Raw genomic sequence first — 16,274 nt, forward strand, 5'->3', positions numbered from 1 at the left:
CTAACGTGAGCGAGCAGAAGAACACCGAAGTAAAAGATGTCCCTGAGCAGCTGCGTATCCGCCGCGAAAAGCGCGACCGCCTGCTTGAGTCCGGCGTGGAGGCCTACCCGGTAACCGTTGAGCGCACCATCGCACTAAAGGATTTGCGCGAGCAGTTCCAGGTTGTCACCGAAACTGAAGAAGGCGAGAATGCCGCAGCCCGCAAAGAGGGTGTGACCTATCTGGAACCCGGCGAGGAAACCGAGGTCACCCACGCCATTGCCGGCCGCCTTATCTTCATGCGCAATACCGGCAAGCTGTGTTTTGCCACAGTGCAGGACGGCGATGGCACCCAGATGCAGGCCATGCTCTCGCAGGCCAAGGTGGGCAAGGAGCGCCTCGATGCCTGGAAGGCCGATGTGGACCTGGGTGATTTTATCTCCGTGCGCGGCCACGTGACTGCTTCCCGCCGCGGCGAGCTATCCATCATGGTCGAGGAGTGGACCATGGCGGCTAAGTCCCTGCGCCCGCTGCCGGTGTCCTTTGCGGATATGGCTGAAGATACTCGCGTACGCCAGCGCTATAACGACCTCATTATCCGCAAAGAGGCCCGCAAGAACGCCATGGTGCGCGTGAAGGTCATGCGTGCGCTCCGCAATTACTTGGAAGGCCAGAACTTTGTAGAGATTGAAACCCCGATGTTGCAGACCCTGCACGGTGGTGCGGCCGCTCGCCCGTTTATTACCCACTCCAATGCGCTCGATATTGACCTCTACCTGCGTATTGCCCCCGAGCTATATTTGAAGCGCGCTGTCGTCGGCGGCATCGACCGCGTCTTTGAAATCAACCGCAACTTCCGCAATGAGGGCGTGGACCGCTCCCACTCGCCGGAGTTCGCCATGCTGGAGACCTATGCCGCCTGGGGTGATTACAACGATTGCGCCCGCATGACCCGCGAGTCCATCCAGTCCGTGGCCCGCGAGGTCTTTGGTTCCACCACCGTCACGCTTGCCGACGGCACCGATTTCGACTTCGGCGGCGAGCAATGGCCCGAAATTGAGATGTATCCGTCCTTAAATGAGGCCTTGCAGCGCAAGTTCCCCGGCCAGCCGGAGGTCACCATCGACACCGACGTCGAGACCCTGAAGGGCATCGCCAAGGTCATTGGCCTTGACGTTCCGCAGGGCAAAGGTTGGGGCCACGGCAAACTCGTGGAGGAAATCTGGGAGGTCCTGTGCGAGGACCAATTGGAAGGCCCCATCTTTGTAAAGAACTTTCCGGTCGAGACCTCCCCACTGACCCGTCAGCACCGCTCCGAGCCTGGTGTGACGGAAAAGTGGGACCTTTACGTGCGTGGTTTCGAGCTGGCTACCGGCTATTCTGAGCTTGTTGATCCGGTCATCCAGCGGGAGCGATTTGAGGACCAAGCGCGTCTTGCCGCCGGCGGCGATGAGGAGGCCATGGTCTTGGATGAGGACTTCCTGGCCGCGATGGAACAGGGCATGCCGCCCACGGCAGGTACTGGCATGGGCATGGACCGTCTGCTCATGGCCCTGACCGGCCTGGGTATTCGTGAGACCGTGCTCTTCCCGCTTGTAAAACCGGAGCAGAAGTAGCTCGGTATTCCGCTCTCCCGCTCGGTGCCCGCCCACCCGGGCACACGTTAACGCCCCGACATCGGCTGCAGCCTTCCCTGGGCTGCGGCCTTTTATTTGGCCCTTGGCACCCGAGGTGTGTTCCCCGCAGGCCGATTTATATGCCTACTGCACAAAAGTGCAACCTCCTCGGTGATATCTGAACGAAAAATGCTACATTTCAAGGCCGAGTTTGCTCAGTTATCACCGAGGACCTATTGCATCCGACGTTGTGCGTAGGAGGTTGCACAAAGGAGGTTGCGCATCGAAGGCTGCACAATCGAGGCCGAACGGGAGGAGTTGTGCCTCGCAAACCGCGCCGCGAAGAGCGAGCGGCAAGGAATACCTAGTGTTCTCAGGCATCATCTGTGGGAAGCGGGCCAGCGGAGCGATCATCGCGCAGGCGCTTGATGATGTTTTCTGCCGAAATCAGGCACATCGGTACACCGACGCCCGGCACGGTGGTCGCACCAGCGTAGTAGAGTCCGGCTACCTTGCGTGAGACATTGCGCCCGCGGAAGAACGCAGATTGAAAAAGCGTATGTGCTGGCCCTAAAGCGCCACCTGACCAGGCGTGATAACGCTCGGCAAAATCGGCTGGTCCAAGGCTGCGCGTGATGGTGATTCGCTTGCGGAGGTCAGGGATGCCGGCGGTGTGGGAAAGTTGGTCGAGGGTGGCCTCGGCAATAGCAGCAACGCGAGGGGAAGCCTCGCCGTGGTAGGCATCGCCGTGCCCGTAGGCCTCTGAGGCGGGTACAGGTATGAGGAAGAACAGGTTTTCATGGTCTCCTGGTGCGACATCCGCGTCGGTGGCTGAAACCTTCGAAATGTAGACGGACTTAGAGGCCCCTAGCGGGCGCGTAGGTTCTGGCCCGGAAAAGACCGCGCGGAAATCGGGGCCCCAGTCCTGGCTGAACAAGAAGGTGTGGTGAGCTAGCTGCGGAAGCTTCCCCTTAACACCCGCCAGAACGACCACGGCGCCCAGCCCTGGATTGCGCCTAGTCCAGTAGCGTTCCGGATAGGTGCGCAGCTTCCGGGGCAGTAGCTGATTTTCGGTGTGGTGTAAATCCGCGGCGGAGACCACAATATCGGCATCGATGTGCCCGTTCGTTGTGCGGACGCCGGTGGCGCGGGCGGAAGATCCGCCGGTGGTGGTTATGGCGGTGACCTCTTCGCCCAGGCGGAAAGTGGTGCCGAATTTTTCTGCTTGGCGGCAAATGGCCTGTACCACGGCGTGGAATCCACCAAGGGGGTAGCGCACGCCTTCTACCAGGTCGGTATGACTCAATAGGGAATATAACGCTGGGGCTGCGGCCGGCTCGGAGGAGAGAAAAACCGCTGGGTAGCAGAGAATCTGGCGCAGGCGGGTATCCGAAAATTGCCTATTGACGTGTTTTTGCAAGCTCGTAGTAAGCAGCGCTGCAATCCGCGCTAGCCGATGCCGAATATCCGCGCGCACCAGGTTCAACGGCGCCGAAAAGGTGGTGTACAAAAAGTGATCGAGCGCTACTTGGTAGGCGTCGCTGGCTTTTGCCAAATAGGTGCGTACCTGGCTGCCGGCACCTGGTTCTAGCGACTCGAAAAGTTGGGCCACGTTGTCGGTGCCGGAGTGAACATCCACGGGGGTAGGGCGCGAGGTGGTGCCATTACCGGATTTGGTGGGGCTTGCGGTGTAGACACGATAATCCGGCGAGAGACTCACCAGATCCAGTTCCTTGTCGGTCGAGGTACCGCAGAGGGAAAAGAAGTGGTCGAAGGCATCCGGCATGAGGTACCAGGACGGACCGGTATCCCAGCGGAACCCGGCCTCCGTATAACTGCCCGCGCGCCCGCCTACCTCTTTTCGTGAATCTACGACGGTGACCTCGTAGCCCTCTTTGCCCAGCAGGGCAGCGGTGGCTAGGCCGGCGATGCCGGCCCCGATGACAACGGCGTGCATGATGTTCTCCTTAGTCTGCAGTTCTTGGCGGGGTTCTACTCGCGCGGTGTTTTCCTGTCCCGTGCGCCCCGTACTGCGCGGGCGGCCAGCCACACCTTGGTCCGATTCGGCACGGATATCCGGGTGGTTTTTAACTTCGCGGCGGGAGTGGCGGCGAGGCGGTTGGTGAGCTCGGTAAAGATATCGGTGGCCGCACGCACCCCAACGCGGGCGGAAAGCGGCAAGAGGTGAATGGATTTTTCGGCGGCTGCGAGCTCGCGGCGGATATCGGCGATGAGCGCGGACTGCGTGGCCGCAGAAAGCTCCCCACCAGCGGCCTGTGGGAAATAGGCCCGGCCCAGGACGGAGGAGTCTTCGCCCAAATCCCGCAGGAAATTAATCTTCTGAAACGCTGACCCCAAGTGGCGCGCACCGCGGTCTATCGTGGCGCGGTCAGCGGCGGACACGGTTTCTTCCGCGAGGAAGACCTGCACGCACAATAAGCCGATGACCTCTGCGGAGCCGTAGATATACTGGGCGAGTTGGGTGGCGGAATACTTCCGCTGGCTAAGATCGGCGCGCATGGAATCGAAAAAGGCTACGAGGTGCTCGCGCTGAAAACCGCAACGCCTAGCGGTAATAGCATAAGAGTGTATGACGGGATCCGTGTGCAGCCTTTTCTCCGGAGCCGCCAGGATCGCTGACTCGTATGCATCGAGCGCGGCGGCGGCGTCGGTGTTGGCCTGGTGCGCGGTGCCATCGACAAGCTCATCCGCGATGCGCACCACGGCATAGAGGTGGCGAATATCTTCGCGCACCCTGCCGTGCAACAGGCGCGTAGCCAGGGAAAAACTAGTGGAATACTGCGCCATAACCTGCGCGGCCGCGCGCGAGGCCGCCTGGTCATAGCGAGTCAACATACTTGCAAAAGTAGCACGCGCCTACAGCGCCCGAGCGGTTGGTGCACATCGCACCGGGCGATGGTTTCTGCCATGCGGCGTCCGGCCACCGTGGTCATATTTGCCATGCTGACATGATGAACGGAAATGGACCGTGCGGTAGAAGACACCTAAATCATCCGCCCCAATTTTTGCAGGTTAAGCCAACTCAGTATCCTGATTTAGTGTTTCAGAATCCCGCCTCTAAAATCTCCGCCGAAACCGTAGCTAACCTTACCATCTTGGTGCTGACTGCGATGGTGATGATCTTGAATGAAACTGCGCTTTCGGTGGCGCTGCCCACCATCATGGCGGATTTTTCCATCCCGGCGACCTCTGCACAATGGCTACTCACCGGCTTCTTGCTCACCATGGGCGTGGTCATTCCCACCACCGGTTTCCTGCTGGATAAGTTCACCACTCGGCAAATTTTTGGCACCTCTACCGGCGTCTTCCTCACAGGCACGGTGCTGGCGGCTCTCGCCCCGTTCTGGGAGCTGCTGCTGGCCGGCCGCGTGCTGCAGGCCGTGGGTACCGCGCTGATGATTCCCACTCTGATGACCGTGGCCATGACGCTAGTTCCACCGCAGCGCCGCGGCACCGTCATGGGCATAATCACCGTGGTCATCTCCGTGGCGCCGGCCTTAGGCCCTACCGCTGGCGGGTTCATTGTGGGCATGGCGTCTTGGCACGCTATATTCTGGACCATGGTTCCGCTCATCGCCGCCGTGAGCATCGCCGGCTATGTTCGCCTGGTCAACGTGGGCGAGCGTAGGGACACCCCGCTCGATATTCCGTCGGTATTCTTATCCGCTCTGGCCTTCGGCGGGCTTATTTACGGCCTGTCTTCCATCGACAAGATGGTGGAGGGCGGTGCGCTTGCCGATGCCCTCCTGCTCCTCCTCGGCATCCTCGCCCTTATCGCCTTCACCCGGCGTCAACTCCGGCTCGTCAAGGTAAACCGCGCACTATTGGACCTGCGCCCGTTCAAGGTCCGCAATTTCACCCTCGCGGTCATCGCCATGCTGCTCATGTTCGCCCTGCTTCTGGGCACGGTGAATATCCTACCTATTTATCTCCAGACGTCGCTGGCGGTATCCTCGCTGGTCACCGGTTTGGTGGTCATGCCCGGCGGCCTGGTACAGGGAGGGATTTCCCCGATTGTGGGGCGGATTTATGATGCTTTTGGGCCGCGGCCTATCCTGATTCCCGGCGCAATGATGTTTACTACCGGTATCTGGCTGATGACCCTGTTGACGCAGAATAGTGAGGTGTGGATGGTCATCGGTATGCATATGCTGTTTGCCGTGGGCATCGCGCTCATGATGACCCCGTTGATGACGGTCTCATTGTCCTCGCTTCCCCAGGAGCTGCACTCGCACGGCTCTGCCATTTTGAATACACTGCAGCAGCTGGCCGGTGCGGCGGGCACTGCTTTCCTCGTGGCCTTTTTGACCCGCGGTACTGAGTCCGGCAAGGCCGAGGGTATGAGCGAGGCCGCTGCCACCGCCCAAGGCGCGCACTGGGCCTTCCTGTTCGCCGGTATGCTCTCACTTTTCGTGCTCGTGTTAGCACCGCTGCTTAAACGCGTGCCCGCCGCTGGCTAGCGCCGAGCGGGCAAGGCTGTGCCTTTATAGCCCTAGCGGAACAAAAACTCCACCACAAAAGGTGGAATTGGGTGCCTCATTCGGTACTGTCTTGTCGCGACTGCCTTATCGCGCAGATTGTGCTGGGAAGCGAAGAATTCGGGAAAGTGTGCCACGGTAGATTTCGTCTTTCATATCTACGGGGTGATAGGCAGAATGAAGGAGATTTTAGGCCAAATAGGTCCTGTTCGCTACCGGCGTACACCCGTGTGAGCTGCGATTATGGGCGGTTTGGGGCGTTTGCGGGGCCAGGGGAGACAAAAAGAGGAAATCCTTTGGGGCGTGCGACGTTACAGTGGATAACAGATTAGAAGCGAAAGTTTAGGGGAGTCATGTTCGAGAGGTTTACAGACCGTGCGCGTCGCGTCATCGTCTTGGCGCAAGAAGAAGCACGCATGCTTAACCACAACTACATCGGAACCGAGCACATCCTGCTCGGCCTTATCCACGAGGGAGAAGGTGTAGCTGCCAAAGCCTTAGAATCTATGGGAATTTCCTTGGAGGACGTGCGTCGTGAGGTAGAGGAGATCATTGGCCAGGGCAGTCAGCCGCACACCGGCCACATTCCTTTTACTCCGCGCGCTAAGAAGGTTCTCGAGCTGTCCTTGCGCGAGGGCCTGCAGATGGGGCACAAGTACATTGGCACGGAATTCCTCCTACTAGGACTCATCCGTGAGGGGGACGGTGTTGCCGCACAGGTGCTGACGAAGCTCGGCGCGGATCTGCCGCGCGTACGCCAGCAAGTTATCCAGCTGCTGTCCGGCTACGAGGGCGGGCAGCAAGAAAGCGGCGGTGACTCTAACCAGACCCCCGGCCCCATTGGCGCGGGCGCAGGTGCCGGTGCTGGTGGGCGCGGTGGCTCCGGTAGCTCCGGCGAGCGCTCCAACTCGTTGGTGCTGGACCAATTCGGCCGCAACCTCACCCAGGCAGCCAAGGACGGCAAGCTAGACCCCGTCGTCGGCCGCGAGTCCGAGGTTGAGCGCATCATGCAGGTGCTCTCGCGCCGCACCAAGAACAACCCGGTACTCATCGGTGAGCCCGGTGTTGGTAAGACCGCTGTGGTGGAAGGCTTGGCGCTGGATATCGTCAACGGTAAGGTTCCAGAAACGCTCAAGGACAAGCAGCTGTACTCGCTTGACCTGGGCTCTTTGGTTGCCGGTTCTCGCTACCGCGGTGACTTTGAGGAACGTCTGAAGAAGGTGCTGAAAGAAATCAACCAGCGCGGTGACATCATCTTGTTCATCGACGAGATTCATACTCTCGTCGGTGCCGGTGCTGCCGAAGGCGCCATCGACGCCGCATCGCTGCTCAAGCCCAAGCTGGCCCGCGGCGAACTGCAGACCATCGGTGCTACCACATTGGATGAGTACCGCAAGCACATCGAAAAGGATGCCGCGCTGGAGCGTCGTTTCCAGCCGGTGCAGGTTGAGGAACCGTCGCTGGATGATACCTTCCTTATCCTGAAGGGCCTGCGCGATAAGTACGAGGCCCATCACCGCGTATCCTATACCGATGAGGCGCTGCACGCCGCCGCACAGTTGGCGGACCGCTACATCAACGATCGCTTCCTGCCGGATAAGGCTGTCGATCTTCTCGATGAGGCCGGTGCCCGCATGCGCATTAAGCGCATGACCGCTCCGAAGAGCCTGCGCGAGGTCGATGAGCGCATCGCCCAGGTTCGCCGGGAAAAGGAAGCGGCCATCGATGCCCAGGACTTCGAAAAGGCCGCAGGCCTGCGCGATGACGAGCGCAAGCTGGGCGAGGAGCGCTCTGAGAAGGAAAAGCAGTGGCGCTCCGGGGACCTCGAGGACATCGCCGAGGTGGGCGAGGACCAAATTGCTGAGGTCCTGGCACACTGGACGGGCATCCCCGTGCTGAAGCTGACGGAGAAGGAATCTTCCCGCCTTCTCAACATGGAAGAAGAGCTGCACAAGCGCATCATCGGCCAGGAAGAGGCAGTCAAGTCCGTTTCGCGCGCCATCCGCCGTACCCGCGCGGGCCTTAAGGATCCACGCCGTCCTTCCGGTTCCTTCATCTTCGCCGGCCCGTCCGGTGTGGGTAAGACCGAGCTGTCGAAGTCGCTGGCTAACTTCCTCTTCGGTTCGGATGATGACCTCATCCAGATTGACATGGGCGAGTTCCACGACCGCTTCACCGCCTCCCGCCTCTTCGGTGCTCCTCCGGGATACGTTGGCTACGAAGAGGGCGGGCAGCTGACCGAAAAGGTTCGCCGCAAGCCATTCTCCGTGGTGCTTTTTGATGAGATTGAAAAGGCCCACAAGGAGATCTACAACACCTTGCTCCAGGTGTTGGAAGATGGCCGGCTTACCGATGGCCAGGGTCGCGTTGTCGACTTCAAAAACACCGTCCTCATCTTCACCTCGAACTTGGGTACGCAGGACATCTCGAAGCCGGTGGGCTTGGGCTTCACCGGCGCCAGCGAGAACGATGCGAACGCTCAATACGAGCGGATGAAGGTAAAGGTTAACGACGAGCTGAAAAAGCACTTCCGGCCGGAGTTCCTGAACCGTATCGATGATGTCGTAGTCTTCCACCAGCTCACCCGCGAGCAGATCGTGGAGATGGTCAACCTGCTCATTGACCGCGTGGCTAAACAGCTGAACGAGCGCGATATGGGTATTGAGCTCACCGATAAGGCTCAAAACCTCCTGGCTCAGCGCGGCTTCGACCCCGTTCTTGGTGCCCGCCCGTTGCGTCGTACCATTCAGCGTGACATTGAGGATCAGCTCTCGGAGAAGATTCTTTTCGGCGAGATTGGCGCAGGCGAGATTATCTCGGTCGATGTTGAAGGCTGGGACGGCGAGCCCAAAAACGACTCCGGTGCTACGTTCACCTTCACCCCGCGCCCGAAGCCACTGCCGGATGACTTTGATGAGCCTTCGCTTGCCGATGCCTCCGTTCGCGCCAACATCCCCTCCGACTCGTCCGCCGATGGCGCTGATTCTGATGGAGATAACGGTGACGACGGAAACGGTAGCCCAGACAACGGACCCGATAACGGCGGCCCAGAAGGTAACGGCCCAAAGGACGGCGGTTCCAGTGACGACAGCATCGACACCGACGGCGAGTCAGACGTCATTTCCCCGGATGTGCCTGCGGAAAAGCCACGCCCCGGTAATTCCTATGACGATGGAAAGAACCCGCCCCCGGCAGGCGCTGGCCAGCCTCTGTAACTAAGCTGGTACAGCTAAGCTGATGTAACTAATCAGTCAATGCCCCGCTCCGCACAGCCGTTTGCTGCGGCAAACCACAAAACGTAGCTAATAGGAGCTAGAGGCCGTCGGCCCGCATAACCACCCACGGTTCCACCGTGAACCCTGGGTGGTTCTTGCATGTCTGGCGGGCCTATCGAATCCTAACCCGCGGCCGACGCCACCGTGCCTGGAAGGAACCCGGCGACGAGAGTGCACCCCGCCCGGCGGTTCAGCAGCGCAGTGTAGTGCGCGGGGGTGTTGCTAGTATGAACGGTTATGGGATTTCACTATCGTTCGCGTAAAAAGACCGGCAAGAATAGCTGGATAAACATTTCCGGATCCGGGGCCTCCATGTCCAGGAAGATTGGGCCTGTGACGTTTAATTCTCGCGGCGGCATGTGGGTCAAACTCCCCGGCGGGCTCAACTTCCGCGGCCGCTGGCGTTAGCGAGTCACTGTGCTTTATCGCTAATAGGCCCGGCGAGCGGTTACACCGGCAGGTGGAAGAGCCCGGCGGGGTTTTGCTGGGCGAGGCCGTCATCAAGCAGCGAAGCCAGTGCACGGGAACGCTGCGCGGCGTCGGGCCAGACCACGTCGATCGCGGACTGCGGCACCGGGTGATCTGCTGCACGCAACACGTCTAAAATCTTGCCGCGCACCTGCCTGTCGGTACCAGCAAATTTCTGCACGCGCTTTTTCGCACGGGTTTGTTCCGTGGCAGAAGGCTCGGGGCACCCGGCGAACTGCCATGCGCAGGTCGTGCGCAGGGGACAGCGCCCGCATTCGGGATTTTTCGCAGTGCACACCAGCGCGCCTAGTTCCATGAGCGCGGCAGAAAAACGCGGCCCGTTGCGCTCGGGCAAGAGCGTGGCCACTGCGGCGAGTTCGCGCTTGGAAGGCGGCGGGGCGAGAAACTTGCCGTCCTCGGCGCGGGCATAGACGCGGCGGACGTTGGTATCGACCACCGGAACGTTCTGGCCGAAGTGAAAGCACGCCACGGCGCGGGCGGTATAGTCGCCGATTCCAGGCAGTGCCAGCAGCTCATCTACGTCTGCCGGAACCTCGTCCATTACCCTCGCGCACTCCCAGAGTCGCAGCGCGCGCCGCGGGTAGCCGAGCTTGCCCCAGGCACGCAGCACCTCGGCGCGGGAAGCCTGGGTAAAGTCCGCAGGGGTGGGCCAGCGCCGCATCCATTCCTCCCACACGGGGGCGACGCGGGCGACGGGGGTTTGCTGGCTCATGACCTCGGAAAGCAAGACTCCCCAGGCGGAGGTACCGGGGCGCCGCCAGGGTAGATCGCGTTCATTGGCGTCGAACCAGGAGAGAAGTGCGTGCGTATCCATCGTGGAGGACAGTCTAGGGCATTAGAGTGTAGTTCATGCCATTAAGTAACGTTGCCCACGAGCCGCAGGCAGTCTGGGAGGCCCTCCAGGCCGGAAACCAGCGTGTCATCGACGGCACCATCATGGATCTCAACAAGATTTATCAGCGCGAGGGGCTTACTACGGGCCAGGACCCCCGGGTGGTGGTTCTTGCTTGCTCCGATTCCCGCGTGCCCATTGAGCACATCTTCAATATCGGCTTCGGCGATGCTTTCGTCATCCGCACCGCCGGCCACATCTTGGATGCTTCGGTGCTGGCTTCCTTGGATTATGCGCTCGACCACCTTCACCCCAACCTGTTGGTGGTGTTGGGACACCAGTCGTGCGGCGCGGTGGCGGCCGCGGTGGATTTTGTGCGCGGTGGCGAGCTGCCCATCGGCCTGCAGCGGCCCATTATCGAGAAGGTCGCGACGTCGGCCTGGACGGCGGGACATAACGCTACGCTTGCCGATGTCGAGCGCAAGCACACCCTCCAAACCGTCACCCAGGTCGTGGCCAGCATTCCCAATGTGCGCAAGCAGCTTGACGATGGCTCCTTCGGCATCGTCGGTGCCCGCTACCTCCTTGAGGATTCGCGCGTGGAGCCGTTGCACTCTCACGGCGTTGACTTGACACGCGGTGCTGGGTTAGCGGATCCAGGCGTGTCTGCCACGTAAAATTACGTGCGTGAATCCGAATAAGCCCCTTCCAGAAGAGATCTATAAGCGCCGCCGGGTTGCTGCGCTTATCATCGTGATCGTCCTGGCCGTGGTGCTGATCTGGGCGGCTGTGGCCGCCTTTGGCGGTGATAGCAATGATTCTGTTGCCACGTCCTCTGAATCTTCGGCGTCTACCACGACCGCGGATTCGATGAGCGAATCCGCAACCGCGTCCGTTTCCGAGTCGGAATCAGAGGCGAAATCAGAGCCGGAATCTGCATCAGAATCTGAGCCGGAAGAGGCTGAGGATGGGGCATCGGAAAGCACGGATCCTGAAAAATCTGTGCACGCCGCGAAGGATACGTGCTCGCTTAAGGATCTCGAAGTGCGCACCTCTATGCTCAAGTACTCTGTACCGGACGGCGAGCTGCCGAAGTTCTTCATGACAGTCACCAACCCTACTGCCGCGGATTGCAAAATCGACCTAGATGAGAACTCGCTGCGCTTCGAGGTCTACAAGATGACCGATAACCAGCGCGTATGGTCAGATACCGATTGCTACGCCTCCGTGCAGACCGGCGAGCAGACCTTCCCGGCGGGCAAGGACCTGAAATTCGAGGCCGAATGGTCCCGCCAGGCCTCCGAACCAGGCAAATGCACCAACCGCCCGACCGCTGAGCCGGGCGCTTACTTCGCCCATACGGTCATTGGCGATAATTCCTCCCCGCCGCAGGACTTCACCCTCCGCTAAGCGCGCGGCCTCGTTAGGCTCGGCCGCGCGGAAATAACTCGCGCGGAAGCAGGTAACGCACAACCAGTTCGGGCAGAAGTTCGCGCCGCTGGAATACCCGCCCCTCGTTACCAGCCGGGCTAGGACCGGCCCCGGCTACGGTTGAACTATGGCTGGACCGCGGCGAGGGCTTCGCCGAGCGTTGCGACTTGACTCACCTGCATACCGGCCACGGAGTTGATGTCTCCGCGCGGGACAATGGCGCGTTTGTATCCCAGCCGCGCCGCCTCCTGCAGGCGCCGCTCAATATTAGGCACGCGCCGCAGCTCGCCGGCTAGGCCTACCTCGCCGATGACCACAGTTTTTGCCGGCAGCGGCTGCTCGTGCAGCGAGGACCAGGTAGCTAGTGCTACCGCCAGGTCGGTTGCGGTTTCGCCAATCCGCATTCCACCCACCGTGGCCACATAAGCATCCTTATCGTTCGTGCGCTGGCCGGCGCGGGCTTGCAACACGGCCAGCACCATGGGCACGCGGTTGGCATCGAGTCCGGTGACCACGCGTCGCGGGTTCTTCGCCACGGGGTCCACGGTCAGCGCCTGGACCTCGGCGAGAATGGGCCGCACCCCGTCCATGGCGACGGTGACTGCGGAACCATCCGGCGTCGTGCCCCGGTGCGAGAGGAATAGACCCGATGGGTCCGCTACCTCCCGGATACCCCCGGCGGTTTGCTCGAAACAGCCCACTTCATCGGTAGGGCCGAAGCGATTTTTCATCCCGCGCAGCATGCGCAGGCTGGACTGGCGGTCACCCTCGAAGTTTAAGACGGCATCGACAAGATGCTCTAAAACACGTGGTCCCGCCACATTTCCGTCCTTCGTCACGTGGCCTACCAGCAGCACGGGGATGCCGGTGGATTTCGCCAGCGAGGTCAGCGCCGCGGTCACGGCACGCGACTGCGCGACTCCGCCGGGTACGCCTTCTACCCCCACTGCCTGCATGGTCTGTACGGAGTCCACAATGATAAGGCCGGGCTTGATGGCATCGACGTGCCCAAAGACGGCATCCAGGTTGGATTCTGCTGCGAGATACAGCGATTCGTGCAGCGCCCCGGTACGGTCGGCGCGGGCGCGGACCTGGCCGGCGGATTCCTCGGCGGTAGCGTAAAGGACGGTGCGGTCGAGCTGGGCCCACCGGGAGGCGACCTCGAGAAGCAGCGTGGATTTTCCCACGCCGGGCTCGCCGGCCATCAGCACCACCGAGCCCGGCACGATGCCGGAGCCCAGCACGCGGTCGAGCTCGCCGATGCCCGTCCGCACAGTCTTTGCGGTCTGCGCGCCCACATGGGTGATGGGCTGTACCGGGCTCGTCGGCACCAGACTCGCGTGCCCACCGCTTACCGATGCCCCCGCCACCTTTTCCTCCATCGTGCCCCACGAACCGCAATCGGGACAGCGACCGAGCCACTTGGGAGAGACATAACCGCATGCGGAGCAGGTGTGGATGGGACGAGATTTTTTGGCCATGGTCTAGAGCCTAGAGTGTGGCGGCAAAAACGACGAAAGCGCCCGTACTCCGCAGGGAGAGTAGAGCGCGCGTGCGGTGGGATTTTAGTGGTGCGAGTGACCGGTGTTTGCGTCGGTGGTGTAGCCCTCTGGGGATTCCACATCGCGGTTGTATTTACCGGACTCCATCTGGGAGGCGGCAACGGTGGCGTCGATCTCGATGGTGCCGTTAGAGAACTCGAAGGTAACCGGGCGGTGTCCGGCGTAGCCAAAATCATCGTTATCCAGGTGGGTGGCTACGTATTGCACGGTCTCGGAATCGTGATTCGGGGTAGCATTCAGGGCCTTCTGAGCGTTCGCCACGATGGAGTGATCGCGCTTGAGTGGCTGGGGCTGTTTCATCTCGACAAGCTGGCCGTCGACCTTCACGGACCTCAAGGTGATGACATCGGTGTCATAACCCTGGTTGACGGCGTTGAACTTCAACGCGGCGCTACCGTTTGGCTCAGCCAGGATGGTGACGTCACGGACGGCAATCTTATCGTCATCGGTGCTGGCAGAAGCGCCATCAACCGAAGCTACCTTCTCCGCCGTCTGGGAGATCTGGCCTGCCGAGCAAGAAGCCAGCGCCAAAGCGGAGAGGGCGGTAACGGAAACAATGGCACCGCGGCGGGCGGCGGACTTCAGGGACTGCACGTTGAGCATCCTCCATCAATTGCGTTCTCAGGGCTTAATCCTCAGCCTAGTCTCTTTGGATATAAAGTACACAGTTTCTCGCTCACCTAGCGGGTAGTCCGTGGGGGTAACCGGGGGCATGCGGTGACTGGTAGTCCGTGCGTGATAAAATAGCGGCCTTAGTTATCGGCATATTCACGGGATTATTTTCACGGGATAATAAGGAGTGGCAATGGAATACAAGGTCGGCGAGGTCGTCGTCTACCCGCACCATGGCGCGGCGGTCATCGAGGATATCGAAACTCGCGAAATGGGCGGCGAAGAGCTGGAGTACCTAGTGCTGCACATTAACCAATCCGATCTCGTCGTGCGCGTGCCCAAGAAGAATGCGGATAACGTCGGCGTGCGCGACGTCGTGGGTAAGGAAGGGCTGGAGAAGGTCTTTTCCGTGCTGCGTGATGAGGACGTGGAAGAGGCCGGCAACTGGTCCCGCCGCTACAAGGCTAACCAGGAGCGCCTGGCGTCCGGCGATATTAACAAGGTAGCAGAAGTGGTGCGCGATCTTTGGCGCCGTGACCAAGATCGCGGCCTGTCCGCCGGCGAGAAACGCATGCTCAGCAAGGCCCGCACCATCCTGGTGGGCGAGTTGGCGCTGGCACAGCCGGTCGATGATAAGAAGGCCGATACCATGATGGAAGAAATCGATGCCACCATCGAGCGCCACCGCGCCGCCGGCTTAGTCGATGATCAGTCCATCACCACCGATATCAACAACGACATCGATCTCGATGACCTCTCCTTCGACGACGAAGACTAATCCCCGTGTTATTGCCTTAATCGCCGCGGCCGGGCAAGGCACCCGTCTCGGAGCGGAGGTCCCCAAGTCCTACGTCGATCTGCACGGCCGCACCCTATTGGAGCGATCCCTGCGCACCATGGCCAATTCCGGCCTTGTGGACGAGGTGATCGTGCTGGTGAGTCCGGCTATGGAGGAAGAAGCGGGGGGCATCGCCAAGCGTGTAGATGCAGATATCCCGGTGCGCCTCGTGCATGGAGGAGGGGAGCGCGCCGACTCTATTTGGGCCGGGCTACAGGCCATTCCAGACGAGGATGCCGTGGTACTCATCCACGATGCTGCCCGCGCGCTCACACCCGCCGCGATGGTCGAGCGCGTCGCGCGGCGCGTTCTTGCCGGTGCTCCCGCCGTCATTCCGGTGGTTCCCGTGACCGATACAATCAAGGAAGTCGCCGGTAATACCGTCATTGGCACCCCCGATCGTGCCCGCCTGCGCGCCGTACAGACCCCACAGGGTTTCCGCCTCGCTGCGCTGCGGCGGGCTAACCTGGATTATTGGCGTCAACAGCCGGATTTCACCGCCACTGACGATGCCAGCCTGATGGAATGGCACGGCCAGCGCGTGGAGACCGTGCCGGGCGATATCCGCGCCTTCAAAATCACCACGCCTACGGACCTGACCTTAGCCCATGCCCTTGCACAGGAGCAGCATGACTGACCCCATCATTCCCCGTGTCGGCATCGCGACCGACGCCCACCAGATCGAAGCCGGCAAGCCGTGCTGGATTGCCGGGCTGCTTTTTGATGACGCCCCCGGCTGCGAAGGACACTCCGACGGCGACGTTGTAGCCCACGCGCTAGTTGACGCCTTGCTTTCCGCCTCCCGCCTCGGCGATCTCGGATCTTTTGTGGGGGTGGGCCGACCCGAATATGACGGCGTGTCGGGTGCTCAGCTGCTGCGCGAGTGCCGCGAGTTGCTGGAAGTGGAAGGTTTTATCATCGGCAATGCCGCCGCCCAGCTTATTGGCCAGACTCCGAAGATGGGGCCGCGCCGCGCGGAAGCCGAATCCGTGTTGTCAGAAATCCTCGGCGCCGATGTCTCTATTTCCGCCACTACGACCGACCATTTAGGTTTCACCGGACGCCAAGAGGGCCGCGCGGCGGTGGCGACAGCTGTCGTCTGGCACCGCCAACACTAACCAGCCGGACGATTGATTTAAAC

Annotated in this window: 14 protein-coding genes; 9 read left to right on the forward strand and 5 right to left on the reverse strand. The window is 60.9% G+C overall.

Going from position 1 to position 16,274, the window contains the following annotated elements:
• Nucleotides 1-5: 5 nt before the first annotated feature.
• Nucleotides 6-1,595 (forward strand): lysine--tRNA ligase, encoded by a 1,590-nt coding sequence (gene lysS / locus D9V82_RS05970; protein WP_121911514.1) that lies wholly within the window; start codon nt 6-8, stop codon nt 1,593-1,595.
• A gap of 373 nt (nt 1,596-1,968) precedes the next feature.
• On the opposite strand, the gene crtI is transcribed toward lysS, so the two are convergent.
• Both crtI and D9V82_RS05980 read right to left on the reverse strand, forming a co-directional pair.
• Nucleotides 1,969-3,552, reverse strand: a complete 1,584-nt coding sequence (gene crtI / locus D9V82_RS05975; RefSeq protein WP_121911515.1) for a phytoene desaturase family protein — start codon at nt 3,550-3,552, stop codon at nt 1,969-1,971.
• Nucleotides 3,553-3,587: 35 nt separating this feature from the next.
• Nucleotides 3,588-4,451 (reverse strand): phytoene/squalene synthase family protein, encoded by an 864-nt coding sequence (locus D9V82_RS05980; RefSeq protein ID WP_121911516.1) that lies wholly within the window; start codon nt 4,449-4,451, stop codon nt 3,588-3,590.
• A gap of 170 nt (nt 4,452-4,621) precedes the next feature.
• Here D9V82_RS05980 and D9V82_RS05985 point away from each other — a divergent pair, with 170 nt between their 5' ends.
• The 3 genes from D9V82_RS05985 (at nt 4,622) to D9V82_RS05995 (ending at nt 9,777) form a co-directional block, all read left to right on the forward strand.
• Nucleotides 4,622-6,076, forward strand: a complete 1,455-nt coding sequence (locus D9V82_RS05985; protein ID WP_121911517.1) for an MDR family MFS transporter — start codon at nt 4,622-4,624, stop codon at nt 6,074-6,076.
• A gap of 371 nt (nt 6,077-6,447) precedes the next feature.
• Nucleotides 6,448-9,309 (forward strand): ATP-dependent Clp protease ATP-binding subunit, encoded by a 2,862-nt coding sequence (locus D9V82_RS05990; RefSeq protein ID WP_121911518.1) that lies wholly within the window; start codon nt 6,448-6,450, stop codon nt 9,307-9,309.
• 297 nt (nt 9,310-9,606) lie between these two features.
• Nucleotides 9,607-9,777, forward strand: coding sequence for a DUF4236 domain-containing protein (locus tag D9V82_RS05995; RefSeq protein WP_121911519.1), 171 nt, complete (start codon nt 9,607-9,609; stop codon nt 9,775-9,777).
• A gap of 40 nt (nt 9,778-9,817) precedes the next feature.
• Here the strand turns inward: D9V82_RS05995 and D9V82_RS06000 are convergent, their stop codons facing one another.
• Entirely contained in the window at nt 9,818-10,672 is an 855-nt protein-coding gene (locus D9V82_RS06000) for an HhH-GPD family protein (RefSeq protein ID WP_121911520.1), read from the reverse strand.
• Between the two features lie 35 nt (nt 10,673-10,707).
• Here D9V82_RS06000 and D9V82_RS06005 point away from each other — a divergent pair, with 35 nt between their 5' ends.
• Nucleotides 10,708-11,367: a carbonic anhydrase gene (locus D9V82_RS06005; protein WP_121911521.1), complete on the forward strand. Its 660-nt coding sequence runs from the start codon at nt 10,708-10,710 to the stop codon at nt 11,365-11,367.
• 10 nt (nt 11,368-11,377) lie between these two features.
• Nucleotides 11,378-12,100, forward strand: coding sequence for a hypothetical protein (locus tag D9V82_RS06010; protein WP_121911522.1), 723 nt, complete (start codon nt 11,378-11,380; stop codon nt 12,098-12,100).
• Nucleotides 12,101-12,246: 146 nt separating this feature from the next.
• Here D9V82_RS06010 and radA read toward each other — a convergent pair whose 3' ends face one another.
• The gene (gene radA, locus D9V82_RS06015) at nt 12,247-13,602 is read right to left on the reverse strand and encodes a DNA repair protein RadA (RefSeq protein ID WP_121911523.1); all 1,356 of its coding nucleotides are present in this window, start codon (nt 13,600-13,602) and stop codon (nt 12,247-12,249) included.
• Nucleotides 13,603-13,686: 84 nt separating this feature from the next.
• Nucleotides 13,687-14,286: a hypothetical protein gene (locus D9V82_RS06020; protein WP_121911524.1), complete on the reverse strand. Its 600-nt coding sequence runs from the start codon at nt 14,284-14,286 to the stop codon at nt 13,687-13,689.
• 202 nt (nt 14,287-14,488) lie between these two features.
• Between D9V82_RS06020 and D9V82_RS06025 the strand changes: the two genes are divergently transcribed.
• From D9V82_RS06025 to ispF, 3 genes are read left to right on the forward strand one after another with little or no spacing between them, the layout of a single operon-like run.
• Nucleotides 14,489-15,073, forward strand: a complete 585-nt coding sequence (locus D9V82_RS06025; protein ID WP_121911525.1) for a CarD family transcriptional regulator — start codon at nt 14,489-14,491, stop codon at nt 15,071-15,073.
• The gene (ispD, locus tag D9V82_RS06030) at nt 15,045-15,770 is read left to right on the forward strand and encodes a 2-C-methyl-D-erythritol 4-phosphate cytidylyltransferase (protein WP_121911526.1); all 726 of its coding nucleotides are present in this window, start codon (nt 15,045-15,047) and stop codon (nt 15,768-15,770) included. The genes D9V82_RS06025 and ispD overlap by 29 nt, the downstream gene beginning before the upstream one ends.
• The gene (ispF, locus tag D9V82_RS06035; protein WP_121911527.1) at nt 15,763-16,251 is read left to right on the forward strand and encodes a 2-C-methyl-D-erythritol 2,4-cyclodiphosphate synthase; all 489 of its coding nucleotides are present in this window, start codon (nt 15,763-15,765) and stop codon (nt 16,249-16,251) included. Before ispD ends, ispF begins: the two co-directional genes overlap by 8 nt.
• The last annotated feature ends 23 nt before the right edge of the window (nt 16,252-16,274 follow it).

The organism is Corynebacterium macginleyi (assembly GCF_003688935.1).
In the GTDB taxonomy this organism is placed as follows: domain Bacteria; phylum Actinomycetota; class Actinomycetes; order Mycobacteriales; family Mycobacteriaceae; genus Corynebacterium; species Corynebacterium macginleyi.